The sequence below is a fragment of the Mesorhizobium sp. HAY1-8B genome (assembly GCF_056868045.1).
Window position 1 is genome coordinate 6,366,692 of sequence record NZ_CP200321.1, and the last position, 21,882, is coordinate 6,388,573.

The following is a 21,882-nucleotide window of genomic DNA, read 5'->3' on the forward strand; positions in this document are numbered from 1 at the left end:
GAACGCTCCATAACACGCGAAAGGAAAAGCCATGAGCCACGATACTTACGAGCTCAAGGCCGAAGCGCGCGAACAGGTCGGTAAGGGGTCCGCCCGTGCAGTTCGCCGCAACGGTAAAGTGCCTGCAGTAATCTATGGTGACAAGCAGCCTCCCCTGGCGATCGCTCTCACCTACAAGGACATCTACTACAAGATCCATGGCGGCGGGTTCCTGACCACGGTCGCCACGATCGATGTCGACGGCAAGAAGATCCAGGTCCTGCCGAAGGACTTCCAGCTCGACCCGGTCAAGGATTTCCCTGTCCATGTCGACTTCCTGCGCATCGGTAAGGACACCGAGGTCAATGTCGACGTGCCTGTCCACTTCCTCAATGAGGACAAGTCGCCCGGCATCAAGCGCGGCGGCGTGCTCAACATCGTACGTCACGAAGTCGAGTTCCACTGCCCGGCCAATGCGATCCCGGAATTCATCACCGTCGATCTCACCGGTACCAATATCGGCGACTCGATCCACATCTCGGCGGTCAAGCTGCCGGCCGGCGTCAAGCCGGTGATCTCCGATCGCGATTTCACCATCGCGACCATTGCCGGTTCGTCGGCGATGAAGCCGGAGACGGAAGAGACGGCCGAGGCCGCACCTGAGGCGGCTCCCGCCGCCGAAGAGAAGTAACTCTTTTCCGCCCGGAGCAGACGATGCTTGTCTTTGCAGGCCTCGGCAATCCGGGCGCGAAATACGCTGATAACCGGCACAATGTCGGCTTCATGGCGGCGGACGCTATCGCCCGCCGCCATTCCTTTTCGCCCTGGTCGAAGAAATTCCAGGGGCTGATCGCCGAAGGCACGCTCGGCGGCGAAAAGATCATCCTGATCAAGCCGCAGACCTTCATGAACCTGTCCGGCCAGTCGGTCGGCGAAGCACTGCGCTTCTACAAGCTCGACGTTTCCGCGCTCACCGTCTTCTATGACGAGATCGACCTTGCCGAAGGCAAGCTGCGCATCAAGACCGGCGGCGGCGCCGGCGGCCACAACGGCATCCGCTCGATCGACGGCCATGTCGGCAACGCCTATCGCCGTGTGCGCATCGGCGTCGGCCACCCCGGCGTCAAGGAAATGGTCCAGCACCATGTGCTCGGCGACTTCGCCAGGGCCGACCGCGAATGGCTCGATCCCTTGCTCGACGCGATCGCCGACAACGCCGCCATGATCGTCAAGGGCGACGAATCCGGCTTCATGAACAAGGCCGCTCTCGCCGTTCAGGGCAAGGCCGCGCCCGAACCGGAAAAGCCGGCGCGGAAGCAGGAACCCAAGCAGCAAAGTCACGTCCGCCAGGCGCGTCCGCAGCAGCCGGCGGTCAAATTGCCGGAATCCGGCCCGATGGCCGCCATGCTGAAGAAACTCTTCGGCAACAAGGACTGAGCGCCACGCATGCGGCCTTACGGGGCTTGACGTTGATCACCCCTATCGCCCATAGCCCTCATCAAATTTCGCTTTCCCGATAGGACTGGACAAAATGGGTTTCAAATGCGGCATCGTTGGCTTGCCCAACGTCGGCAAGTCGACGCTCTTCAATGCGTTGACCAGGACGGCGGCGGCGCAGGCCGCCAACTATCCGTTCTGCACCATCGAACCGAACACCGGCGAGGTGGCGGTGCCCGATCCGCGCCTGCAGAAGATCGCGGCCATCGGCAAGTCGAAGGAGATCATTCCGACCCGCATCTCCTTCGTCGACATTGCCGGCCTGGTGCGCGGCGCCTCCAAGGGCGAAGGGTTGGGCAACCAGTTCCTCGCCAACATCCGCGAGGTCGACGCCATCGTGCACGTCCTGCGCTGCTTCGAGGATGACGACATCACCCATGTCGAGGGCCGCATCGACCCTGTCGCCGACGCCGAGACGGTCGAGACCGAGCTGATGCTCGCCGACCTCGACAGCCTGGAGCGCCGCATCGTCCAGATCCGCAAGCGCGCCGGCAGCAAGGACAAGGAAGCGGTGACGGTGCTGCCGATGATGGAGGCCGCGCTCGAACTGCTGCAGGCCGGCAAACCGACCCGCGTGCTGCTCAAAGGCATCTCGGCCGAAGACTTGCGCATCCTGCAGGGCTTGAACCTCCTGACGTCGCACCCCGTGCTCTATGTCTGCAACGTCGCCGAAGCCGATGCAGCCACCGGCAACGAGCACACCCGGGCCGTGGAGAAGATGGCCGCAGCGCAGGGTGCCGGCACGGTGGTGATCTCGGCCGCGATAGAGGCCGAAGTCGCCCAGCTCTCCGACGAGGAAGAGATGGAATTCCTGTCCTCCCTCGGCCTCGACGAGCCGGGCCTCAACAAGGTGATCCGCGCCGGCTATGAGCTTTTGCATCTCATCACCTATTTCACCGTCGGGCCGAAGGAGACGCGCGCCTGGACCATCCACAAGGGCGACAAGGCCCCGCAGGCCGCCGGCGTCATCCACACCGATTTCGAGCGCGGCTTCATCCGCGCCCAAACCATCGCCTACAACGACTTCGTCACGCTGGGCGGCGAAGTGGCGGCCAAGGAAGCCGGCAAGGCGCGCGACGAAGGCAAGGAATATGTCGTCCAGGACGGCGACATCATGCTGTTCAAGTTCAACACCTGAACAGCCGCGTCGCATTCCCGACAGGGTGAGGCCGTACGCGGCTGCCATCGGCCGGTCCTTTCCGCTATCCCGTCAATGAAGCGGAAGGGCGAACATGAACAGGACGATCCCAACCCTGGTCGGTTTCTCGGCCATTCTGACCTGGTCGTTCCTCGCGTTGCTTTCGACCGCGGCCGGACCGATTCCGCCGTTTCAACTCGCCGCCATGACATTTCTGCTCGGCGGCTCCGTCGGAGCCGCCAGCTGGATCGTTCGGCCCTCGGCGATCAGGACGCTGCGGCAGCCATGGCAAGTCTGGGCGATCGGCACGGCAGGGCTGTGCATCTACCATTGTGCCTACTTTTTCGCGATCCAGTCGGCCCCGCCCGTCGAAGTGAGCCTGATCGCCTATCTCTGGCCATTGCTGATCGTTGTCTTCGCCGCCTTCCTGCCGGGAGAACGGCTTAAACCTCACCACATTGCGGGTGTGGTCCTCGGCCTGGCAGGCGCCATCGTCGTCATCACGAAGGGCGGCAGCGTGGGGCTTGCCGCCGGGGTGAAGCCGGGCCACGTCATCGCGCTGTTCTGCGCTTTCGTCTGGTCCGGTTATTCCGTCCTGTCGCGCCGCTTTGGCCAGGTCCCGACCGATGTGGTCGCGGTTTACTGCCTCATCACCGCGGCGGTCGCCCTCACGCTGCATCTCACGCTTGAGAGCACGGTCTGGCCGCAAACACCGACGCAATGGAGCGCCATCGCCGTTCTGGGCGTGATCCCTCTCGGCGCCGGCTTTTACGCATGGGACTATGGCTGCAAGCACGGAGACATCATGATCCTGGGCGCGATCTCGTATGCCGCGCCGCTGTTCTCGGTGATCGTGCTGCTGCTGGCGGGTTTCGGCGTCTTCCACTGGTCCGTGGCGCTGGCTTGCGTGCTGATCACGGTTGGCGCGCTGATTGCCGCCAAGGACATGTTGCTCAAGCCGAAAAGAGAGGCCCCGGCGGAAACAGCAGCGCGCGCATAGCCCAGGTCGATTGGCGGGGCGCCACGCTTCTATTGCCCCGCCACCATCCGGCCGCTCACCCAGACCTTGGCGATATTCGCCCGCGCCGCGTTGAGCACGATCTTCTGGAAGACATCGTCAAGCGTGTCGTCGGCCGCGTTGATGTGGATGTTCGAGGCGCTCGCCCTGGTGTCGATCAACAGCGCGTCGAATTCGTGCCCGACGCGAAAACTGCCTGTCGGCAGGTCGAGCGCTTCGGCACCGCCGGCGGTCGCCAGCCAGAACGCCTCCTGATGGGTGATCGGCTCTCCGGGCGCGCCGCGCTGCTCGGGCGGCAGCCCGGCATGCACGCCGTTTTGCAGCGTCCTCGACGCCGACAGAGCGTGCCGGCAGCCGTCGAACAGGGAGGGGCTGTAGCCCCCCGAAATATCCGTCCCCAGTCCAACATGCATCTGCCGGTCCAGTGCCGCGCGCAGCGGAAACGCCGCATTGGCGAAGTAGACATTGGAGAGCGGGCAATGTGCGACGCCGGCACCCCTCTCCTTGATGAGGTCCATGTCCTGCCCGTCGATGAAATTCGAATGCGCCAGGATGGTGTGGCGGGTGAGCAGGCCGAAACCGTCCAGGCTGGCCGCGTCGGTCTGACCGAAGCGCTCCTCCACGAATTGCTTTGCCCAGTCGCTCTCCGAGCAATGCGTCTGCACATGGCAGCCGAATTCGGTCGCGAGTTCACCCAGCCCCTGCAAGGCCGCATCCGTGCAGCTCGGGATGAAGCGCGGCGTGATCACCGGCTGGACCAGCGGCCTCTCGCCCGAATCCAGTGACTGGACCGCCACGATGAAACGCCTGGTGTCCGAAACGGCACTCGCCGCATCGGCATCGCGGTAGAAGGGCGGGCACTGCTGGGCATCGTCCATCGCCACCTTGCCGACCAGGGCGCGCTGGCCCTTTTCCATGCAAATCCCGGCAAGCGCCAGGCTCGCCTCGACATGGACGGTGGCGAAATAAAGCGCGGTGGTGGTGCCGTTGGCCAGAAGATTGTCGACCAGATCGGCATAGACCTCGCGGGCATAGTCGGCGTCAGCGTAGCGGGCCTCGAGCGGAAATGTATATTTCTGCAGCCAGACTTCGAGCGGCACATCGAGCGCCTTGCCCATCTGCGGCCATTGCGGCGCATGGATGTGCAGGTCGACCAGACCGGGCAGCAGGAACTGGCCGTCAGCAAGCCGCACCAGCGTACCGGACAGGCGGGCATCGCTTTCCCGCGCCGCATAGTCCGGATGGCCGGGCGCCAGAATCTCGGCGATCCGCCCCTGCGCATCGATGCTGAACAGATGATCTTCCAGCACTTCCAGCCTGCCGCGCTCCGGCGTGTGGAAGGCGGTGCCGAGCAGCGTGAAAGGTTCTCTTGTCATCTGTCGCTCCGGTTGTGCTGGCGCGTGAGACCGTCACTGCGTGGCCCACTAAAAAACAGTTGGCGAACCTTTGCGCCGCTGTCCTTTGCCGGCGACTGATCACATGATCGTGTAGAGATTTCCAGAGGGGACATCATGGCCAGAGGGGAGACCATGGAAAGCGTTGCGCCAGAAATCACTTTGATCGCCCAGCCGGACGATCCGTTGCCCCTGGGCAAGGCCGCCCTGCTCGGTCTCCAGCATGTGCTGGCGATGGACGTCTACATCGTGCCGTTCATCATCGCATCGGTGCTCGCCTTCAGCGTCGGCGATGCCGGCGCCTTCATCCAGTCGGCCTTCGTGGCGGCGGGCATCGCAACGCTGATCCAGTCGCAGCTCCTGATGCGGCTGCCTGTGATGCAAGGACCGTCCTTCGTCCCGATCGGCGCGGTGCTGGCGATCGCCTTCGGCGCCGGCGGCGGCATTGGCGGGCTGTCGGCGGTGATCGGCGCGCTCATTCCGGGCGCCATACTGGTCATGCTGCTCGGGTCGCCGACAAGGATCTTCCATCGCCTCGTCAACCATTTCGTGCCGCCCATCGTCGGCGGTGCCATCATCATCGTGGTCGGCGTCGCCTTGATGCCGGTGGCACTCAAGGAAAGCGTTTTCGCCGTCCATGGCACCGCCACCGTTGGCGGCAACATCATCCTCGCCTTCATCGCGGCGGCGGTGCTTGTCGGCTGCATGCTGACCGGCATGACGCTTGGCGCGAAAGGCGCGTGGCTGCGCCTGCTTTCCGTCATCATCGCGCTTGTGGCCGGCAGCATCGCAGCCGCCTTCATGGGCCAGCTGGACATGACGGGCGTTTCCGCCGCGACCTGGTTTTCCATGCCGCGCATTGCGTTCCTCAACCTCGACGTGACCTTCTCGCTGTCGGCGACGCTGACCATGCTGATCGTCTACATCGTCGTCCTGGCCGAGACCACCGGCACCTGGTTCGCGGTCGGCGCCGTCATCGACAAGCCGCTGTCGGATGAACAGCTCGACAGGGGCGCCACCGGCGAAGGCCTCGGCTGCCTGGTCAGCGCCCTGCTATGCAGCACGCCGGTCACCGGTTACTCGTCCAATGCCGGCATCATCGCCATCACCGGCATCGCCAGCCGCGCCGCCTTTGCCGCGGCCGGCATCTTCCTGGTGCTGTTCGGGCTGATCGGCAAGCTTTCGGCGGTCATCGCCTCGATCCCGGGGCCGGTCATCGGCGGCGTCTTCGGCGTTCTCTGCGTCGTCATCGCCATGAACGGTTTTCGCGTGGTGCGCGGCACGCCGTTGACCGAGAGGAACATGCTGGTCATCGGCCTGCCGATCCTGATGGCACTGTTTGCCACGCTGGCGCCGCCGGATTTCGTCAAGACGCTTCCGGATATCGTGCAGTACATTCTGGGTTCATCCATCGCCTTCGGCGCCGTCTGGGCGATCGTGCTGCACCAGATCCTGCCGAACGCCCGATAGAGAGATCGGGAGGCCGGACACCAGAGTCCGGCCTTCCCGATCCCCGGCCTCCCAGTCTTTGTCGATGAACTTCGTCCCCGAAAATGAACTGCCGCGGGAGCTGAAGAACAGGCTCTCCGGCTATCGCTGGCACCGGCAAACCATCGGCAAATCAAAGGCCGGCGTGTTCCGGCTGGTAGCCGACGACAAGCCGGCCCTGTTCCTGAAATGCGAGCGGAACGGTCCCTTTGCCGAACTCGCCGATGAAGCCGCGCGGTTGCGCTGGCTTGCCGGACAAGGCATCGCCTGTCCCGATGTGATCGCTCTGGAAAGCCATGCCGGTCACGACTGGCTGCTGATGTCGGCCGTCGCCGGCGAGGATTTGGCGTCGGCGCCGATCGATCCGGCTGATGTCATCGAGATCATGGCCAGCGCGCTTCGCGACCTGCACACGCTGGATATCGGCTCCTGTCCCTTCGACCATCGCCTCTTCAGGCGGATCGAGGCCGCGCGATCGCGCATGGAGGCCGGCGACGTCGACGAAAGCGATTTCGACGATGAGAGGCAGGGCTGGACCGCCGCGAAAGCCTTCGCCGAGCTTGAGGCGCTGAGGCCAACAACCGAGGATCTTGTCGTCGCCCATGGCGATGCCTGCCTGCCGAATGTCATGGCTGCCCGGGACAGTTTTCAGCGGTTTCATCGATTGCGGCCGGCTGGGCGTCGCCGATCGCCACCAGGATCTGGCGCTCGCCTGCTCGAGCATCCGCTATAACATCGGCGAGACCTGGATAGAGCCCTTTCTCGAACGCTACGGACCACCGCAAGAGCCGGCGAAGCTCTCCTGGTATCGGCTCCTCGACGAGTTTTTCTGAGCGGCCGATACCGGCCTGTCCCTGGTGGGCTTGTCTTGATTTTGTCATGCCACGGGTCTAAGCGGCAGGCACACGGTCGCGTACACGACGAAGAGCCGTGCAATCCGACACGACGCGCAATCCGAACGCACCTTCGCAGGGGAGATCTGGCGATGATCAAGGCATTTGTCGTGGACAATGATCGCCTGCGCGTCGTCGATGACCTGCTGGCGGATGGCGACAGGGTCGTCTGGGCCGACCTGGTCAATCCGACCAAGGAGGAAGAGGCCACCATCGAAAGCTGGCTCGGCGTCGCCATCCCGACCCGCGAGGAGATGGAGGAGATCGAGATTTCCAGCCGCCTCTACATCGAGGACGGCGCCTACTTCATGACCGCCACCTTGCCCGCGCAGACCGAGGTCGACGATCCCCTGATGTCGCCGGTCACCTTCGCACTCGCCGGCAACAGGCTGATCACCATCCGTTATCATGAACCCAAGGCCTTCAAGACCTTCCCGCTGCGCGCCGAGAAGGTGGCGACCGGCTGCACCACCGGCGACACCATCCTCATTGGCCTGCTTGAGGCGATCGTCGACCGTCTCGCCGATATCCTCGAGCGCGCCGGCCGCGACATCGAGGGGATTTCGCGCGACATTTTCGAGGCGCGCTCGACCAAGGTGTCGAAGCGTAACCGCGACTTTCAGGAATTGCTCAAAGCCATCGGCCGCAAGGAAGACATCACCTCCTCCGTCCGCGACAGCCTGATCTCGCTGCAGCGCCTCGCCGGCTTCCTCGCCCATGTCGCCACCCAGACCAAGATGAGCAAGGATGTGCGCGCCCGCATCAAGACCTTGTCGCGCGACGTGTTGTCGCTCGCCGACCACGCCACATTCCTGTCCCAGAAGATCTCCTTCCTGCTCGACGCCACGCTCGGCATGATCTCGATCGAGCAGAACGCCATCATCAAGATCTTCTCGGTCGCCGCCGTCATCTTCCTGCCGCCGACGCTGGTCGCCTCGATCTACGGCATGAATTTCGATATCATTCCCGAGCTGAAATGGGAGCTTGGCTATCCCTTCGCCATCGGCCTGATGATCCTGTCGGCGATCCTGCCCTTCTGGTATTTCCGCCGCCGCGGCTGGCTCTGACTGCTGCCGCCGGCAGCCTTTCGCTGGCGCTGGCTTACCAGAAAGGACTTGACCAAATCGCCCGTGGCCTGCATCCGGGTTTGCCGATCCATGCGGGTCGCGCGTTCCGCAACCGGATTCCAGACCATGACCGGAAAGACATGGGCCTATGAGGATTTCGTCGAGGGTGCCTCGTTCGACCTCGGCACCAAACAGGTAACCGCCGCCGAGATCATCGAATTCGCCAGCGAATTCGATGCCCAGCCCATGCATCTCGACGAGGAAGCGGGCAAGGCCAGCATCCTGGGCGGCCTCTCGGCCTCAGGCTGGCACACCTGCGCCATGTTCATGCGCATGTGGTGCGACGCGTTCCTTTTGGATTCCACCTGCCAGGGTGCGCCCGGCGTCGACCAGGTCAGGTGGAAGAAGCCGGTCCTGGCCGGCGACAGGCTGGTCGGCACCATGGTCGTGATTGCCAAGCGCCTGTCGAAGTCGAAGCCCCATCTCGGTTTCGTCACCTTGCGCAGCGAGTTGGTCAACCAGCGTGGCGAAAGCGTCTTCGAGCTTGAGAACTCCGTCATGTTCCTGACGCGTGACGCGGCGGGGAATGCGGCATGACCCTGGACGAATTCTTCCGCACCGGCACCACCGTTACGCTCGGCTCGCATAAGTTCGAAGCCGAGGCCATCAAGGCGTTTGCCCGCAAATACGACCCTCAGATCTTCCACATCGACGAGGAGGCCGCCAGGAAAAGCCTGCTCGGCGGGCTTTGCGCCTCCGGCTGGCACACCGCCGCCACCTGGATGAAGCTCAACCTCGAAACCCGGATGGGCGCCGAGTGGACCGGTCCTGGCCCCGCGCCCGAATTCGGCCCCTCGCCCGGCTTCAAGAACCTGAAGTGGCTGAAACCGGTCTTCGCCGGCGAGACCGTCACCTTCACCCGCACCGCGCTGTCCCATCGCCCGATCTCGTCGCGTCCCGGCTGGCGGCTTTTGTCGCTGCGTTCGGAAGCTTTCGATTCGATCGGCGACAAGGTGCTGGAGTTTGAGAGCGCCGTGCTGGTGAAAGTGGAGTGATTTCTTCCTCCGCCCCGTCTACGGGGGTGAGAAGTGGTCCGCAACGCGGACGGAAAGCCAATTGCTTGGCTTTCCGAACGACGAACGCCCGCAGCGATAGCGAAGGGCCGGCATGCCCGAAGGGCGGATAAGGGGCGGCGCCAGCAGTGGTGCCTTAAATTCGACGGTCGTACTTACCCCTCACCCTGCTCCGCTTGCGTTGCTCGCTTCGCTTCCCTCTCCCCGTAAACGGGGCGAGGGAAGAACCTAATGTCCCTCGAACCCTATCAGCGTCCTTACCGGAACACCCAGTGCCTCGAGCTTGGCGCGCCCGCCCAGATCCGGCAGGTCGATGACGAAGCATGCCGCCAGTATATCGGCGCCGATCTGGCGCAGAAGCCTGACCGCCGCTTCCGCCGTGCCGCCAGTGGCGATCAGATCATCGACCAGGATCACCTTCTCGCCCGGCGAAACGCCGTCCTTGTGCATCTCCATCTCGTCCAGCCCGTACTCCAGGCTGTAGGCGACGCGCACCGTCTCATAGGGCAGCTTGCCCTTCTTGCGGATCGGCACGAAGCCGGCCGAGAGCTGGTGGGCGACGGCGCCACCCAGGATGAAGCCGCGTGCCTCGATGCCGGCGATCTTGTCGATCTTCTGCCCGGCATAGGGATGCACCAGTTCGTCGATGGAGCGACGAAAGGCGCGCGCATTGCCGAGCAGCGTGGTGATGTCGCGAAACAGGATGCCTGGCTTGGGGTAATCCGGAATGGTGCGGATGGCCGAGAGCAGCGTCTCTTCTAGGGAGGATTTCATGGGCAATTGTTCCGTTGCCTTACAGTTTTGCCGGTAAGCGGCCGAAAAGAAAAGGGCGCCTTTCGGCGCCCTTGCATTTTCAGGTGCCGGCGCGGCTCAGTGCGCCACGCCTTCCCACACCTTGCGCTTGGTCATGTAGACGAGCGCGCCGAACAGAAGCATGAACACCAGCACGCGGAAGCCCATCTTCTTGCGGGCCTCCATGTGCGGCTCGGCGGCCCACGCCAGGAAGGCAGCCACGTCGCGGGAGTACTGGTCGACGGTCTGTGGCGAGCCGTCATCATAGGTCACCTGGCCGTCGGAGAGCGGCTTGGGCATCTTCAGCGACACGCCCGACATGAAGTACGGGTTGTAGTGCGTGCCTTCAGGGATGACCATGCCGGCCGGCGGCGTCTGGTCGTAGCCGGTCAGCAGCGAATGGATGTAGTCGGGACCGCCGGCGTCATACTGGGTGAAGATGTCGAAGACGAACTGCGGAAAGCCGCGCTCGACGCCGCGCGCCTTGGCCAGCAGCGACATGTCGGGCGGAGCAGCGCCGCCATTGGAGGCAGCAGCGGCTTGCTCATTGGCGAACGGCGCCGGGAAATGGTCCGACGGCTTGCCCGGACGGTCGAACATGTCGCCGGCATCGTTGGGGCCGTCATGGATGGTGTATTCGGCCGCCAGCGTCTTGATCTGCGCGTCGCTGTAGCCGAGGTCCGACAGCGTGCGGAACGCCACCAGGTTCATCGAATGGCAGGCCGAGCAGACTTCCTTGTAGACCTTCAGGCCGCGCTGCAGCTGCGCCTTGTCGTAGGTGCCGAACGGACCGGTGAAGCTCCAGTCCATTTCCTTCGGCTCGTTGATCGGGAAATGCGTCGGAGCCGCCGCATTGTGCGCCTCTTCGGCCGCGAACGCCGCGGTGCCGGCGGCCACAAGGCCGATCAGCGCAAGCGAGGTGAGAATCTTTTTCATGCCAAATCCCCTTAGATTCTCTACCGCTCAGCCCTTGGTCTGTGGTGCGGCCGTGGCGCCCGCCGGATGCCCGCTGCCACCCTTGTTCTTCTCCAGCACCGCCTCGGTAATCGAGTTCGGCAGCCTGCGCGGCGTCTCGATCAGGCCGAGGACCGGCATGATGATCAGGAAGAAGGCGAAGTAGAACAGCGTTGCCATCTGCGCCATGAACACATAGCTGCCTTCCGCCGGCTGCGAGCCCAGCCAGCCAAGCAGGATGGCATCGGCCACGAACAGCCAGAAAAACAGCTTGTACCAAGGCCGGTAGACAGCCGAGCGCACCTTCGAAGTGTCGAGCCACGGCACCAGGAACAGCATGGCGATGGCGCCGAACATGCACAGCACGCCGCCGAGCTTGGAGTTGATCGGCCCGATATTGAAGGTGATGGCGCGCAGGATCGCGTAGAACGGCAGGAAGTACCACTCAGGGACGATGTGGGCCGGGGTCTTCAATGGGTTGGCAACCGTGTAGTTGTCCGGATGGCCGAGATAGTTCGGCAGGTAGAAGACGAAATAGGCGAAGAAGAACAGGAACACGATCATGCCGAACGCGTCCTTGATCGTCGCGTAAGGCGTGAAGGCGACGGTGTCGGTCTTCGACTTGACCTCGATGCCGGTCGGGTTCGACTGGCCCACGACATGCAGCGCCCAGACGTGCAACACGACAACGCCGGCGATCATGAAGGGCAGCAGATAGTGCAGCGCGAAGAAGCGGTTGAGCGTCGGATTGTCGACGGCGAAGCCGCCAAGCAGCAATTGCTGGATCCACTCGCCGACCAGCGGTATGGCGCTGAAGAAGCCAGTGATGACGGTGGCGCCCCAGAAGCTCATCTGCCCCCATGGCAGCACATAGCCCATGAAGCCGGTCGCCATCATCAGGAGGTAGATGATGCAGCCCAGGATCCACAGCAGTTCGCGCGGTGTCTTGTAGGAGCCGTAATAGAGGCCTCGGAAAATGTGGATATAGACGGCGACGAAGAAGAACGAGGCGCCGTTGGCATGCATGTAGCGCAACAGCCAGCCGGAATTCACGTCGCGCATGATCTTCTCGACCGAATCGAAGGCCAGCGTGGTGTCGTTCGAGTAATGCATGGCCAGCACGATGCCGGTCAGGATCTGCGCCACCAGCATGATCGACAGGATGCCGCCGAAGGTCCACGCATAGTTGAGGTTGCGCGGCACCGGGTAAGCGATGAAGCTGTCATAAACCAGCCGCGGCAGCGGCATGCGGGCGTCGAACCAGCGTCCGAGACCGGTTTTGGGCGTATAGGTCGAGTGTCCCTCGCTCATCGAAATATCCCCTGCCTCAACCGATAAGGATCTTGGTATCGGAAATGAACTTGAATACCGGCACAGCCATGTTCTCTGGCGCCGGGCCTTTGCGGATGCGGCCCGCGGTATCGTATTGCGAACCGTGGCATGGGCAGAACCAGCCGCCGAAATCGCCTTCCTGGCCGAGCGGGATACAACCCAGATGCGTGCAGACCTGAACCATCACCATCCAGGCTTCCTTGCCGGGCGTGGTGCGGTTGGCGTCGGTCGCTGGGGCGTCGGCCGGCAGATTGGCGTTGCGGGCGATCGGATCCTTGAGATCGGCGAGCTTGACTGCCTCGCCGTCCTTCATTTCCTGTTCGGTGCGATTGCGCACCACCACCGGCTTGCCGCGCCACTTGACGATCAGCGACATGCCCGGCGTCAGCGAAGAGACGTCGACCTCGACCGAGGCGAGCGCCAGCGTCGAGGCATCGGGGCGCATCTGGTCGATGAACGGCCATGCGAAGGCACCCGCGCCGACCACCGCAGCCATGCCGGTGGCAACGTAGAGAAAGTCTCGACGGTTGGGATCGTGGATGTCGGTTGCGCTCACGGGTGCCTGATCCTTTCGCCTCTTCCGCGCCGGTGGCCGAGCCTTGTTCCCCGCTCAATCACGCCAACCCGACAGCGCATGGCGAACAGGCTAGCGAATTCCTCCGGCATTTGGACTTCGGTTTATGCGTGAAGCCCGTTTTTGTCCAGACGGGTCAAGGCACAAGGGCAGATTGTCGCGGGGACAAAATCCCCTATTGCGCGGCAAGGCGGGCAACGGCCGCGAAAGGAGGCTAAACAACCGGGAAATATCAGCAAAATCCGGCGTCCTTGTTTACCTCGACACAGGACGCCGGTGTGATCTATCTTCCCTGGCATGGCGCACGTCATCGACCGTGAGGAATGGGCCGTTCGTTCCGACGGCTGGAAGGGCGAGCTGCAATGCGGTGCCTACGGCTCCAACTCCTGCCTGATCTTCAACTACCTGCCTGATGTCGGCGGCGGCCCGCGGCTGCATTCCCACCCCTACGCGGAGATTTTCATCATCCGCCAGGGCACCGGCCTGTTCACCATCGGCGATAAGGAAATCGAGGCCTCCGCCGGTCAGATTGTCATCGTGCCACCTCACACGCCGCACAAATTCACCAATCTCGGTCCGGGGCCGCTGGAGACCACCGACATCCACGAGAACGGCAGCTTCATCACGAAATGGCTGGAGTGATCCCTACATGGCGCCAAGCCTGACCAGCACGGCTTTGGGGATGTCGTATTCTCGGATCACGGCGTCGTGCTTTCGCAGGCCGCACAGTTCTCGCTGGATGAAATAGCCATGCACCGCGGCGGCCGCCTCCTTGAGCAGAAGGGCGCGCGTCTGCTCGTCGCCGTTGTCGCGCAGTCTGGCCAGGGTTTCTTCCACGCGCTGTCCGGCACGGCCGAGCGCGGCCGCCTTCTCGGCGAGGACCTCATGGCCAAGCGCGTCGAAGGCAGCTTCAGCGGCCGAGGTGGCCGCAGGATGAGATGGCGGACGCAAGGACATTTTCAGTTCCCCTTTCCGAACACCATGCGATGGGTGACGAATTCTTCGCCTTCCACGCGCTGAAAGCCAAGCCGTTCATAGAAAACGAAGGCTTCCCGCGGCGCCCGGGTGTTCAACACAGTGAAATAGCGGCGTGCCCGATCGATGACGGTCTCGACCAGCATGCGGCCAAGGCCGGCGCGACGGTGAGGAGCCCTGACGAAAAGGTGCCGGACCCGGCCATGGCCCCTGCCCTCGACATAGGGATCGATGTTGAGCCCGCACACACCGGCGAGTTCGGCGCCATGCCATGCCCCGAACAGCGCCTCGCCCCGCTTCAGGAACTTGTTGCGGCCGCCAGAGCTATTCCCGCTTGCCCAGCCATCCGCCAGGCGCACCAGCATCCAATAGCCTTCCAGCCGGCTCTCGTCCTTCAGCCTGTCGAAGGCCGGCGTGGTCGGCCGCAGCCGCTTGATCTCATAACCGATCTCTGGGCTGAGCGTTCCACCCATGCGCCTACTCCGCCGGCCGCGTCTCTTCGAGCACGCTTTCCTCGTGATAGAGGAAGCCGCCGGACTGCCGCTTCCACAGCCGCGCATAGAGCCCGTCGAGCGCCACCAGTTCGTCGTGCGTGCCTTGTTCGACGATGCGGCCGCCATCCAGCACCACCAGGCGGTCGAGCGCGGCGATCGTCGACAGCCGGTGGGCGATGGCGATGACCGTCTTGTTCTCCATCAACCGGGTGAGGTTCTCCTGGATCGCCGCCTCGATGTCGGAATCGAGCGCCGACGTCGCCTCGTCTAGGATCAGGATCGGCGCATCCTTGAGGAAGACACGCGCGATCGCCACACGCTGGCGCTGGCCGCCCGACAGTTTCACGCCGCGCTCACCGACAAAGGCTTCGTAGCCGGCACGGTCCCGGTTGTCCCGCAGACCCAGGATGAAATCATGCGCCTCGGCCTTCTTCGCCGCCGCGATCACCTCGGCATCGGTCGCGTCGGGCATGCCGAGCTTGATGTTGTCGCGCAGCGAGCGGTGGAACAGGGCGGTGTCCTGGCTGACGACGCCGATATTGGCGCGCAACGAGTTCTGCGTCACCTGGGAAACATTCTGGCCATCGATGGTGATGGAGCCGCTTTCCAGGTCGTAGAGCCGCAGGATCAGATTGGCGAGTGTCGTCTTGCCGGCACCCGACGGCCCGACCAGCCCGACCTTCTCGCCCGGCCGCACGACAAGGTCGATGCCGTTCAGTACACCGAACCCCTTGCCGTAGTGAAACTCGACATTCTTCACGTCGATGCGCCCGCCGGCGACGACGAGCTCCTTCGCATCGGGTGCGTCGGTGAGCCCGAGTGGCTGCGAGATCAGCGCCTTGGAATTCTCCAGCACGCCGAGATTCCGCAGAATGCTGTTGAGCTGCATCATCAGCCGGCCGAGCAGCATGTTGAGCCTGAGCACCAGCGACAGCGTGAAGGCGACCGCGCCGACGGTGATCGAGCCCTCGACCCAGAGATAGACGGCAAAACAGCCGATCGCCGTGATCATGATGCCCGACAAAGTCGTCAGCGCCATGCGCACGCCGGTCAGCCTGCGGGTGAAAGGACGCAGCGCGTCGAGATAGATGTCGAAGCCATTCCTGATGTAGCGGTCGTCGCCGTCGGCCGCGAACAGCTTCAGCGTCTGCACGTTGGAATAGGAATCGACGATGCGGCCATTGATCATCGAACCCGCCTCGGCGGTCGCCTCGGCATGCTTGCGGATCGCCGGCAAATAGAGTCTGGCCAGCCAGCCAAAGGCCACGATCCAGATCACCACCAGCGCCGCCAGCCTGAGATCGAGCCCCGCGACCAGCGCCAGCGTCGTGACCGTATAGACGAGCATGAACCAGACGACCTCGATGAAGCTCTCCATCAGGTCGCCCGTGGCCTGGCCCGCTTGCCAGACTTTGGTGGCGATGCGGCCGGCGAAATCGTTCTGGAAGAATGCGTAGGACTGGCGCGAGACGTGGCGATGCGCCTGCCAGCGCACCAGATTGTAGAAGCCGGGCGTGATCGTCTGCTCGTCGACCAGCGCCGACAGGCCGACGACGATGGTGCGGATGACCAGCACCACCGCGACCATGAAGACAAGCTCCGGGCCGGCGGCGGTCCACAACGCATGCCAGCTGCGCTCGCCGGGAAGCTGGTCGAGGATATCGACGAGCCGCCCGACGAAGTAGAACAGGCCGGCTTCGACCAGCGGCGCGATGCCGCCGATGACCAGCATGGCGAAGAAGGCGAATTTCGCCTGGCCGACATAATGCCAGAGAAAACCGCCGACGCTCGCCGGTGGCCGAAGATTCGCCGGCTCCCTGAATGGATAGACCCAGTTCTCGAACCAGCGATAGACGGCTGTCATCATTCGGCAGCTTGGCCCTTTGCAATTGCGTCATTGGCGACTTCGGTCGGTATGTCCTCAAGCAGGAACCCGCCCGACTGGCGTTGCCAGAGCTGCGCGTAGAGCCCGCCTTTGGCGACCAGTTCGTCGTGCGAACCTTCCTCGATGACACGACCCTGATCCATCACCACAAGCCTGTCCATCGCCGCAATAGTCGACAGCCGGTGCGCGATCGCGATAACGGTCTTGCCCTGCATGAGCTTGTAGAGATTCTCCTGGATGGCCGCTTCGGCCTCGGAATCCAGCGCCGACGTCGCCTCGTCAAGGATAAGTATCGGTGCATCCTTCAACATAACGCGAGCGATGGCGATGCGTTGCCGCTGGCCGCCGGACAATTTGACGCCGCGGTCGCCGACATAGGCGTCAAACCCCTTGCGGCCGTTGTGGTCCGAAAGTCCGCCGATGAAGTCCAAAGCCTCGGCCCGCCGCGCCGCCTCGACGAGCATATCGTCGGTGGCGTCGGGGCGGCCATAGAGGATGTTCTCGCGCACCGAACGATGCAAAAGCGAGGTGTCCTGCGTGACCATGCCGATCTGCGCCCGCAGCGAATCCTGCTTCACACCGGCGATCTCCTGGCCGTCGATCAGGATCCGGCCGCCCTCCAGGTCGTAAAAGCGCAGCAAGAGATTGACCAGCGTCGACTTGCCGGCGCCCGAGCGGCCGACAATGCCGACCTTCTCGCCAGACTTCACCGCCAGCGACAGGTTTTCGATGACGCCTTTCTGCTTGCCGTAGTGGAAGCGGATATCCTCGAAACGGATCTCGCCCCTGGAAACGGCGATCTCCTTCGCATCCGGCCTGTCCTCGACAAGGCGCGGCAGCGAGATCGAGGCAATGCCGTCATGCACCGTGCCGATGTTTTCGAACAGGCCCGACATTTCCCACATGATCCATTGTGACATGCCCCACATTCTGAGCACCAGGCCGATGACCACGGCGACCGCGCCGATCGTCACCACTTGCCCCATCCACAGCCACAGCGAGATGACGGTGACCGAGAACAGGAGCAGCGCGTTCAGCATGTAGAGTGTGCCGAAAAGCACCGTCACCAGCCGCATCGACCGATAGACCGTGTCGAGGAAGCCCATCATGCCTTCCCTGGCGAAAGTGGCCTCGCGGCGCGCATGGGAAAACAGCTTGACCGTCTGGATGTTGGAGTAGCTGTCGACAACGCGGCCGGTCATGATCGAGCGCGCATTGGCCTGTTCCTCGCCGACCTTGCCCAGCCGGGGAATGAAGAAGCGCAGCAACAGTATGTAGCCGACCAGCCAGACGCCCAGCGGCGCGGCCAGCCGCCAGTCGGCCGAACCGACGATGAACAGCATGCCGAGGAAGTAGACGATGACGTAGTTCAGGACGTCGATCACCTTGATGACGCATTCGCGCACGGCGAGTGCCGTCTGCATCAGCTTGGTGGCGATGCGGCCGGCGAACTCGTCCTGGTAGAAGCTCATCGACTGCTTGAGCAGGTAGCGGTGCACCTGCCAGCGGATGCGCATGGGATAGTTGCCCATCAGCGTCTGCTGGTTGAGCAGCGAATGCAGCCACACCGTGCCGGGCAGCGCGAACAGTACGATGAAGGCCATGCCGGCGAGCTTCCAGCCCTCCGTCTGCAGGAAGGTTTCGCGATTCTGCCCCGACAGCCAGTCGACGATGCGGCCAAGGAAGCCGAACATCCACACTTCCGCGATGGCGATCGCCGTCACCAGCACCGCATCGATGAGGATATAGGGCCATGCCCCGCGCGTATAATGCAGGCAGAAGGCAACCAGGGTCTTGGGCGGCTCGACCGGCTCCGCTGCGGGGAACGGATCGAGCCTTCTTTCAAACCAGCTAAACAACAACATAAGTCATGCCTGTGAAATCTGTTTTCCGCTTACGCGGCTTGGCGACGTACGAAATCCCCGGCCCGCATGGCGCCGAGGGCCGACGGTCCGGAATCACCCGGACCGTCGGCCCTGCTTCGCGCTATATAGGGGTTCGCGGGCTTTTCGCCGACAGGCGCGTTTGTCGATCCTGCCGACACCGTGCCGCCAGCCCGGTTTTTCGCGCCCGGTCGGATCAGCCGGATGATCCGGCGCACCAGCGACGGCCGGCTCGGATCGGGAACGGCGCGCGAGAAATCGACATCCGGCAGCATGCCGCGATGCGGGCGGCGGCGGACTTCGGCATGAACCGCCGACGAATAAGTGTCGCCGATCAGCAGCGCCCATGTCGGCAGCCGGTGGACATGCAGGCTCCTGGAGCCCGGTATTCTGTAGGGATCGAACATTGGTCCGTCCTCCGTGTGAAAATAGCGATAAAAAGGCGAAGCAACATCCTCCGCCGGCATTCGGCCGGAGGCGTGGGTTGCGTCGGTCCGGACGCGACGCCAAGCATCGGTCCGGACATGTTCAGACTGGGCGTTCAGCCCTTTTGACTTTTTGAAAAACATCGCAGGATTCCTTCGAGGGCCGAAAAGGTGTTTCGGCGGGAATCGGTGCGATCAAGTCTTAGAGAGTCAGGAGAATCGTCGTACCGAAACCGCCGGCAGGCGTACAAGCCCACGAGAGGGGCGCTGGATGTGCATGGTCATCATGAATTACCCCTCCATCGGTTCGGGTTGACAATGCTGGCCGTATACCCGACTTCGCAAAAAATGGCCACCCGCAGGTCCAGGAATTTCCAAAACCGAGAGGCCCCTGTGGCCGATCTGCCACTTATTAGAAGGACGCGGAAATGAACCGTCGTCTCCGCATCGCGCTCTACCAGCCTGACATTGCCGGCAATACCGGGACAATCCTGCGCTTCGCCGCGTGCCTCGGGCTCGGCGTCGACATCATCGAGCCGGCCGGCTTTCCGCTCTCCGACAAGGCGCTGAAGCGCGCCGGCATGGATTATCTCGAAATGGCTGCTCTGACCCGCCATGTCGACTGGCAGACCTTCGAGGATTGGCGCAAGGCCAGCGCGCACCGGCTGGTGCTGCTGTCGACCAAAGCCACGACCGCCTATACCGGCTTCACCTTCGCCGACGGCGACATCCTCTTGTTTGGCCGCGAATCCGCAGGCGTGCCGGATCCTGTCCATCAGGCGGCGGATGCGCGGCTGACCATCCCCATGCAGGGCACCACGCGCAGCATAAACGTCGCGTTGTCCGTCGCCATGGTGGCGGGCGAAGCCATCCGGCAGCTCGGATAGGATCGGCGGCCCGTCGACAGCGCCCTTGCCGTCGCCGACGACAGTGGTTTCTCCAGTCATTCTCACCCAGGCGCACATCGCCTTCTCCTGTCATTTGCCCGATCAGTATTTCTTCGCTACAAGCTCAACTTAACTTGAGGTCAAGCGGAAAAGTCGGAAATGGCTCCAGTAACGGAATTGACGGTCGGCCAGGTGGCCATGCGCAGCGGCGTCGCGGTGTCGGCGCTGCATTTCTATGAAGCGCGCGGGTTGATCCGCAGCCATCGCACGTCGGGCAACCAGCGGCGCTACGGCCGCGACGTGCTGCGGCGGGTGGCGATCATCCGGATCGCCCAGGAGGTCGGCATCTCGCTCGCCGAGATCGGCGAGGCACTGGCATCACTGCCGGAAGGCCGCACGCCGACGCGCGATGACTGGAGCCTGCTTTCAACGGCCTGGCGCGATGGGCTCGACCACAAGATCGCTCAGTTGAAGAAACTGCGCGACGGGCTGACCGACTGTATCGGCTGCGGCTGCATGTCTATCGACAAATGCCCGCTCAGGAACAAGGGCGACCGGCTGGCAAGGCAAGGCACGGGGGCGAGGCGTCTGGTGGTGGGGTCCTAATCCGCCACCGGCAACCGCCTTATCGTGAACTCGATCAGGTCGCCGGGGCGCTCGAACCAGCTTTCGATCTCGGTCCAGTAGGCTTGCTTCGGAAAGCGCTCGAACCATTCCTTGGCCTTGAGCCGCGCATCGGAGCGCGGCAGGACGAAGGTTTCGCGCAGGAAACCGTCGCGCGGCATGCGTGCGCGCTCGGCCCGACTTTGGTCGAGCCTTTTCTTCAAGCCATCCAGCGGCGGTCTTGCCGGGGTGCGCACGAAAAAACTCCTTGCACCGCAGCGCATGATCCGAAACCGGGTTTCGGAAAGGATCACGCGCAAAACCAAAGTCCTGCGGCGTTCCCTGCGCGTCCAATAGACGCGCGGCGCTGCAACGGGACTTGACCCTGTTCCTCAGGAGATTAGGGATCGCGCCCGGAAAAGACGAGTTTTTTGTCGACTTACCGCCCCGCAATCGGAGACGGCACTTGGAACGACCCGAACTACCTGCCGGCCTGCCCGCCGACATCGAAGAGAAGAAGATGAAAGCCCGCCTGTGGTTCGAGGCGCTGCGCGAACGCATCTGCGGCGCCTTCGAGCAGATCGAGCAGGATCTCCAGGGCCCACTGGCCTCATGGTCCCCGGGCCGTTTCGAGAAGACGCCTTGGGAGCGCGACCAGGGCAAGGGCGGCGGCGGCACCATGTCGATGATGCATGGCCGTGTCTTCGAGAAGGTCGGCGTCCACACCTCGACCGTCTATGGCGAGTTCTCGCCTGAATTCAGGAAGCAGATGCCCGGCGCCGAGGAAGACCCGCGTTTCTGGGCATCCGGCATTTCGCTCATCGCGCACCCCTGGAATCCCAACGTGCCGGCCGTGCACATGAACACGCGCATGGTGGTGACCTCGCGACAATGGTTCGGCGGCGGCGCCGACCTGACCCCGGTGCTCGACCGCCGCCGCACCCAGGACGATCCCGACACCGTCGCCTTCCACCGCGCCATGCAGTTCGCGTGCGAGAAGAACGCCGGCGTCGCCGACCATCCGAAATTCAAGAGCTGGTGCGACGAGTACTTCTTCTTAGCCCACCGCAACGAGCCGCGCGGCACCGGCGGCATCTTCTTCGACTGGCTGCATTCGGGCGAGGAGAAAGGCGGCTGGAATGCCGACTTCAACTTCGTCCAGGATGTCGGGCGTTCCTTCCTTGTCGTCTACGGCCACCTCGTGCGCGCCAACTTCAACGAGAACTGGACCGACGGTGACCGCGACGAACAGCTCATCCGCCGTGGCCGCTACGTCGAATTCAACCTGCTTTATGACCGCGGCACCATCTTCGGCCTGAAAACCGGCGGCAATGTCGCCTCGATCCTGTCCAGCCTGCCGCCAGAAGTCCGCTGGCCGTAAATGTCAGGTAAGGGCAAGGCGCACGGAGCTTTGATGCAACCAGACTGCCCCTTCCGTGTTATCGTCTCTGCCCTGCTCATGGTCCAAAGGCCTCACTTGTGATCGACCGTGGGCAAAGGAGTTGTGGAGCCTTTGACAGGCTTCACGGAG

At 63.3% G+C, this 21,882-nt stretch carries 23 protein-coding genes and 1 pseudogene; 13 read left to right on the forward strand and 11 right to left on the reverse strand.

All coding sequences use genetic code 11. The features are described 5' to 3' along the window. Window positions 1-31 precede the first annotated feature (31 nt). From AC1VON_RS30625 to yddG, 4 genes are all read left to right on the forward strand, one after another. Window positions 32-670: a 50S ribosomal protein L25/general stress protein Ctc gene (locus AC1VON_RS30625; protein WP_172348949.1), complete on the forward strand. Its 639-nt coding sequence runs from the start codon at window positions 32-34 to the stop codon at window positions 668-670. A 23-nt stretch (window positions 671-693) separates the two neighbouring features. After that, a complete protein-coding gene (pth, locus tag AC1VON_RS30630) occupies window positions 694-1,416 on the forward strand; it encodes an aminoacyl-tRNA hydrolase (protein ID WP_483125925.1) in 723 nt (240 codons plus the stop codon). A 94-nt stretch (window positions 1,417-1,510) separates the two neighbouring features. Next, window positions 1,511-2,614: a redox-regulated ATPase YchF gene (gene ychF / locus AC1VON_RS30635; RefSeq protein WP_172348948.1), complete on the forward strand. Its 1,104-nt coding sequence runs from the start codon at window positions 1,511-1,513 to the stop codon at window positions 2,612-2,614. Window positions 2,615-2,708: 94 nt separating this feature from the next. Beyond that, complete coding sequence (gene yddG / locus AC1VON_RS30640; protein ID WP_483125926.1) at window positions 2,709-3,614, forward strand: aromatic amino acid exporter YddG; 906 nt, start codon at window positions 2,709-2,711, stop codon at window positions 3,612-3,614. A 29-nt stretch (window positions 3,615-3,643) separates the two neighbouring features. On the opposite strand, the gene guaD is transcribed toward yddG, so the two are convergent. Next, window positions 3,644-5,008, reverse strand: a complete 1,365-nt coding sequence (guaD, locus tag AC1VON_RS30645; RefSeq protein WP_483125927.1) for a guanine deaminase — start codon at window positions 5,006-5,008, stop codon at window positions 3,644-3,646. Between the two features lie 135 nt (window positions 5,009-5,143). On the opposite strand from guaD, the gene AC1VON_RS30650 reads away from it, so the two are divergent. The 5 genes and pseudogenes from AC1VON_RS30650 to AC1VON_RS30670 all read left to right on the forward strand — a co-directional run bounded on the left by AC1VON_RS30650 (window position 5,144) and on the right by AC1VON_RS30670 (window position 9,529). Then, a complete protein-coding gene (locus tag AC1VON_RS30650; RefSeq protein WP_483125928.1) occupies window positions 5,144-6,496 on the forward strand; it encodes a uracil-xanthine permease family protein in 1,353 nt (450 codons plus the stop codon). Between the two features lie 64 nt (window positions 6,497-6,560). Next, window positions 6,561-7,347: pseudogene (locus tag AC1VON_RS30655) on the forward strand (APH(3')-II family aminoglycoside O-phosphotransferase). 152 nt (window positions 7,348-7,499) lie between these two features. Next, window positions 7,500-8,474 (forward strand): magnesium/cobalt transporter CorA, encoded by a 975-nt coding sequence (gene corA, locus AC1VON_RS30660; protein WP_483125929.1) that lies wholly within the window; start codon window positions 7,500-7,502, stop codon window positions 8,472-8,474. A gap of 126 nt (window positions 8,475-8,600) precedes the next feature. Next, window positions 8,601-9,071: a MaoC family dehydratase gene (locus tag AC1VON_RS30665; RefSeq protein ID WP_483125930.1), complete on the forward strand. Its 471-nt coding sequence runs from the start codon at window positions 8,601-8,603 to the stop codon at window positions 9,069-9,071. Further along, the gene (locus AC1VON_RS30670; protein WP_172348942.1) at window positions 9,068-9,529 is read left to right on the forward strand and encodes a MaoC family dehydratase; all 462 of its coding nucleotides are present in this window, start codon (window positions 9,068-9,070) and stop codon (window positions 9,527-9,529) included. Before AC1VON_RS30665 ends, AC1VON_RS30670 begins: the two co-directional genes overlap by 4 nt. Before the next feature lie 246 nt (window positions 9,530-9,775). Here the strand turns inward: AC1VON_RS30670 and AC1VON_RS30675 are convergent, their stop codons facing one another. The 4 genes from AC1VON_RS30675 to petA all read right to left on the reverse strand — a co-directional run bounded on the left by AC1VON_RS30675 (window position 9,776) and on the right by petA (window position 13,181). Beyond that, on the reverse strand, window positions 9,776-10,321 hold the full coding sequence (locus AC1VON_RS30675; protein ID WP_172348941.1) for an adenine phosphoribosyltransferase: 546 nt from the start codon (window positions 10,319-10,321) through the stop codon (window positions 9,776-9,778). A gap of 96 nt (window positions 10,322-10,417) precedes the next feature. Then, the gene (locus AC1VON_RS30680) at window positions 10,418-11,275 is read right to left on the reverse strand and encodes a cytochrome c1 (protein WP_172348940.1); all 858 of its coding nucleotides are present in this window, start codon (window positions 11,273-11,275) and stop codon (window positions 10,418-10,420) included. 27 nt (window positions 11,276-11,302) lie between these two features. Then, window positions 11,303-12,604: a cytochrome b gene (locus tag AC1VON_RS30685; RefSeq protein ID WP_056577996.1), complete on the reverse strand. Its 1,302-nt coding sequence runs from the start codon at window positions 12,602-12,604 to the stop codon at window positions 11,303-11,305. 16 nt (window positions 12,605-12,620) lie between these two features. Beyond that, the gene (gene petA, locus AC1VON_RS30690) at window positions 12,621-13,181 is read right to left on the reverse strand and encodes a ubiquinol-cytochrome c reductase iron-sulfur subunit (RefSeq protein ID WP_091579102.1); all 561 of its coding nucleotides are present in this window, start codon (window positions 13,179-13,181) and stop codon (window positions 12,621-12,623) included. A gap of 315 nt (window positions 13,182-13,496) precedes the next feature. On the opposite strand from petA, the gene AC1VON_RS30695 reads away from it, so the two are divergent. Further along, on the forward strand, window positions 13,497-13,841 hold the full coding sequence (locus AC1VON_RS30695; protein ID WP_483125931.1) for a cupin domain-containing protein: 345 nt from the start codon (window positions 13,497-13,499) through the stop codon (window positions 13,839-13,841). 3 nt (window positions 13,842-13,844) lie between these two features. Here AC1VON_RS30695 and AC1VON_RS30700 read toward each other — a convergent pair whose 3' ends face one another. The 5 genes from AC1VON_RS30700 to AC1VON_RS30720 are packed head-to-tail and all read right to left on the reverse strand — an operon-like array spanning window position 13,845 to window position 18,843. Next, window positions 13,845-14,156 (reverse strand): DUF6665 family protein, encoded by a 312-nt coding sequence (locus AC1VON_RS30700; RefSeq protein ID WP_172348937.1) that lies wholly within the window; start codon window positions 14,154-14,156, stop codon window positions 13,845-13,847. A 2-nt stretch (window positions 14,157-14,158) separates the two neighbouring features. Next, window positions 14,159-14,647, reverse strand: coding sequence for a GNAT family N-acetyltransferase (locus AC1VON_RS30705; RefSeq protein WP_483125932.1), 489 nt, complete (start codon window positions 14,645-14,647; stop codon window positions 14,159-14,161). Window positions 14,648-14,651: 4 nt separating this feature from the next. Further along, window positions 14,652-16,535, reverse strand: coding sequence for an ABC transporter ATP-binding protein (locus AC1VON_RS30710; protein ID WP_483125933.1), 1,884 nt, complete (start codon window positions 16,533-16,535; stop codon window positions 14,652-14,654). Further along, complete coding sequence (locus AC1VON_RS30715) at window positions 16,532-18,418, reverse strand: ABC transporter ATP-binding protein (RefSeq protein WP_172348934.1); 1,887 nt, start codon at window positions 18,416-18,418, stop codon at window positions 16,532-16,534. The genes AC1VON_RS30710 and AC1VON_RS30715 overlap by 4 nt, the downstream gene beginning before the upstream one ends. 29 nt (window positions 18,419-18,447) lie before the next feature. Continuing rightward, a complete protein-coding gene (locus AC1VON_RS30720; RefSeq protein WP_483125934.1) occupies window positions 18,448-18,843 on the reverse strand; it encodes a hypothetical protein in 396 nt (131 codons plus the stop codon). 446 nt (window positions 18,844-19,289) lie between these two features. Between AC1VON_RS30720 and AC1VON_RS30725 the strand changes: the two genes are divergently transcribed. Together AC1VON_RS30725 and soxR are read left to right on the forward strand one after the other, a co-directional pair. Then, window positions 19,290-19,748, forward strand: a complete 459-nt coding sequence (locus AC1VON_RS30725; RefSeq protein ID WP_483125935.1) for a tRNA (cytidine(34)-2'-O)-methyltransferase — start codon at window positions 19,290-19,292, stop codon at window positions 19,746-19,748. Window positions 19,749-19,907: 159 nt separating this feature from the next. Then, complete coding sequence (gene soxR / locus AC1VON_RS30730) at window positions 19,908-20,354, forward strand: redox-sensitive transcriptional activator SoxR (RefSeq protein WP_172348931.1); 447 nt, start codon at window positions 19,908-19,910, stop codon at window positions 20,352-20,354. On the opposite strand, the gene AC1VON_RS30735 is transcribed toward soxR, so the two are convergent. Next, a complete protein-coding gene (locus AC1VON_RS30735) occupies window positions 20,351-20,608 on the reverse strand; it encodes a hypothetical protein (protein ID WP_027030665.1) in 258 nt (85 codons plus the stop codon). The genes soxR and AC1VON_RS30735 overlap by 4 nt on opposite strands. Before the next feature lie 209 nt (window positions 20,609-20,817). Here AC1VON_RS30735 and hemF point away from each other — a divergent pair, with 209 nt between their 5' ends. Beyond that, window positions 20,818-21,732 carry an oxygen-dependent coproporphyrinogen oxidase gene (hemF, locus tag AC1VON_RS30740; protein ID WP_483125936.1) on the forward strand — a complete coding sequence of 305 codons (915 nt, stop codon included), beginning with the start codon at window positions 20,818-20,820 and terminating at the stop codon, window positions 21,730-21,732. Window positions 21,733-21,882 lie beyond the last annotated feature (150 nt).

Coding starts and splice junctions, on each gene's coding strand:
- AC1VON_RS30725 (WP_483125935.1), top strand. CDS start 19,290: ATGAACCGTCGTCTCCGCATCGCGCTCTACCAGCCTGACATTGCCGGC.
- AC1VON_RS30710 (WP_483125933.1), bottom strand. CDS start 16,535: ATGATGACAGCCGTCTATCGCTGGTTCGAGAACTGGGTCTATCCATTC.
- AC1VON_RS30695 (WP_483125931.1), top strand. CDS start 13,497: ATGGCGCACGTCATCGACCGTGAGGAATGGGCCGTTCGTTCCGACGGC.
- soxR (WP_172348931.1), top strand. CDS start 19,908: ATGGCTCCAGTAACGGAATTGACGGTCGGCCAGGTGGCCATGCGCAGC.
- AC1VON_RS30670 (WP_172348942.1), top strand. CDS start 9,068: ATGACCCTGGACGAATTCTTCCGCACCGGCACCACCGTTACGCTCGGC.
- AC1VON_RS30625 (WP_172348949.1), top strand. CDS start 32: ATGAGCCACGATACTTACGAGCTCAAGGCCGAAGCGCGCGAACAGGTC.
- AC1VON_RS30685 (WP_056577996.1), bottom strand. CDS start 12,604: ATGAGCGAGGGACACTCGACCTATACGCCCAAAACCGGTCTCGGACGC.
- ychF (WP_172348948.1), top strand. CDS start 1,511: ATGGGTTTCAAATGCGGCATCGTTGGCTTGCCCAACGTCGGCAAGTCG.
- corA (WP_483125929.1), top strand. CDS start 7,500: ATGATCAAGGCATTTGTCGTGGACAATGATCGCCTGCGCGTCGTCGAT.
- AC1VON_RS30700 (WP_172348937.1), bottom strand. CDS start 14,156: ATGTCCTTGCGTCCGCCATCTCATCCTGCGGCCACCTCGGCCGCTGAA.
- AC1VON_RS30715 (WP_172348934.1), bottom strand. CDS start 18,418: ATGTTGTTGTTTAGCTGGTTTGAAAGAAGGCTCGATCCGTTCCCCGCA.
- AC1VON_RS30705 (WP_483125932.1), bottom strand. CDS start 14,647: ATGGGTGGAACGCTCAGCCCAGAGATCGGTTATGAGATCAAGCGGCTG.
- AC1VON_RS30650 (WP_483125928.1), top strand. CDS start 5,144: ATGGCCAGAGGGGAGACCATGGAAAGCGTTGCGCCAGAAATCACTTTG.
- guaD (WP_483125927.1), bottom strand. CDS start 5,008: ATGACAAGAGAACCTTTCACGCTGCTCGGCACCGCCTTCCACACGCCG.
- AC1VON_RS30675 (WP_172348941.1), bottom strand. CDS start 10,321: ATGAAATCCTCCCTAGAAGAGACGCTGCTCTCGGCCATCCGCACCATT.
- AC1VON_RS30665 (WP_483125930.1), top strand. CDS start 8,601: ATGACCGGAAAGACATGGGCCTATGAGGATTTCGTCGAGGGTGCCTCG.
- pth (WP_483125925.1), top strand. CDS start 694: ATGCTTGTCTTTGCAGGCCTCGGCAATCCGGGCGCGAAATACGCTGAT.
- AC1VON_RS30680 (WP_172348940.1), bottom strand. CDS start 11,275: ATGAAAAAGATTCTCACCTCGCTTGCGCTGATCGGCCTTGTGGCCGCC.
- AC1VON_RS30720 (WP_483125934.1), bottom strand. CDS start 18,843: ATGTTCGATCCCTACAGAATACCGGGCTCCAGGAGCCTGCATGTCCAC.
- yddG (WP_483125926.1), top strand. CDS start 2,709: ATGAACAGGACGATCCCAACCCTGGTCGGTTTCTCGGCCATTCTGACC.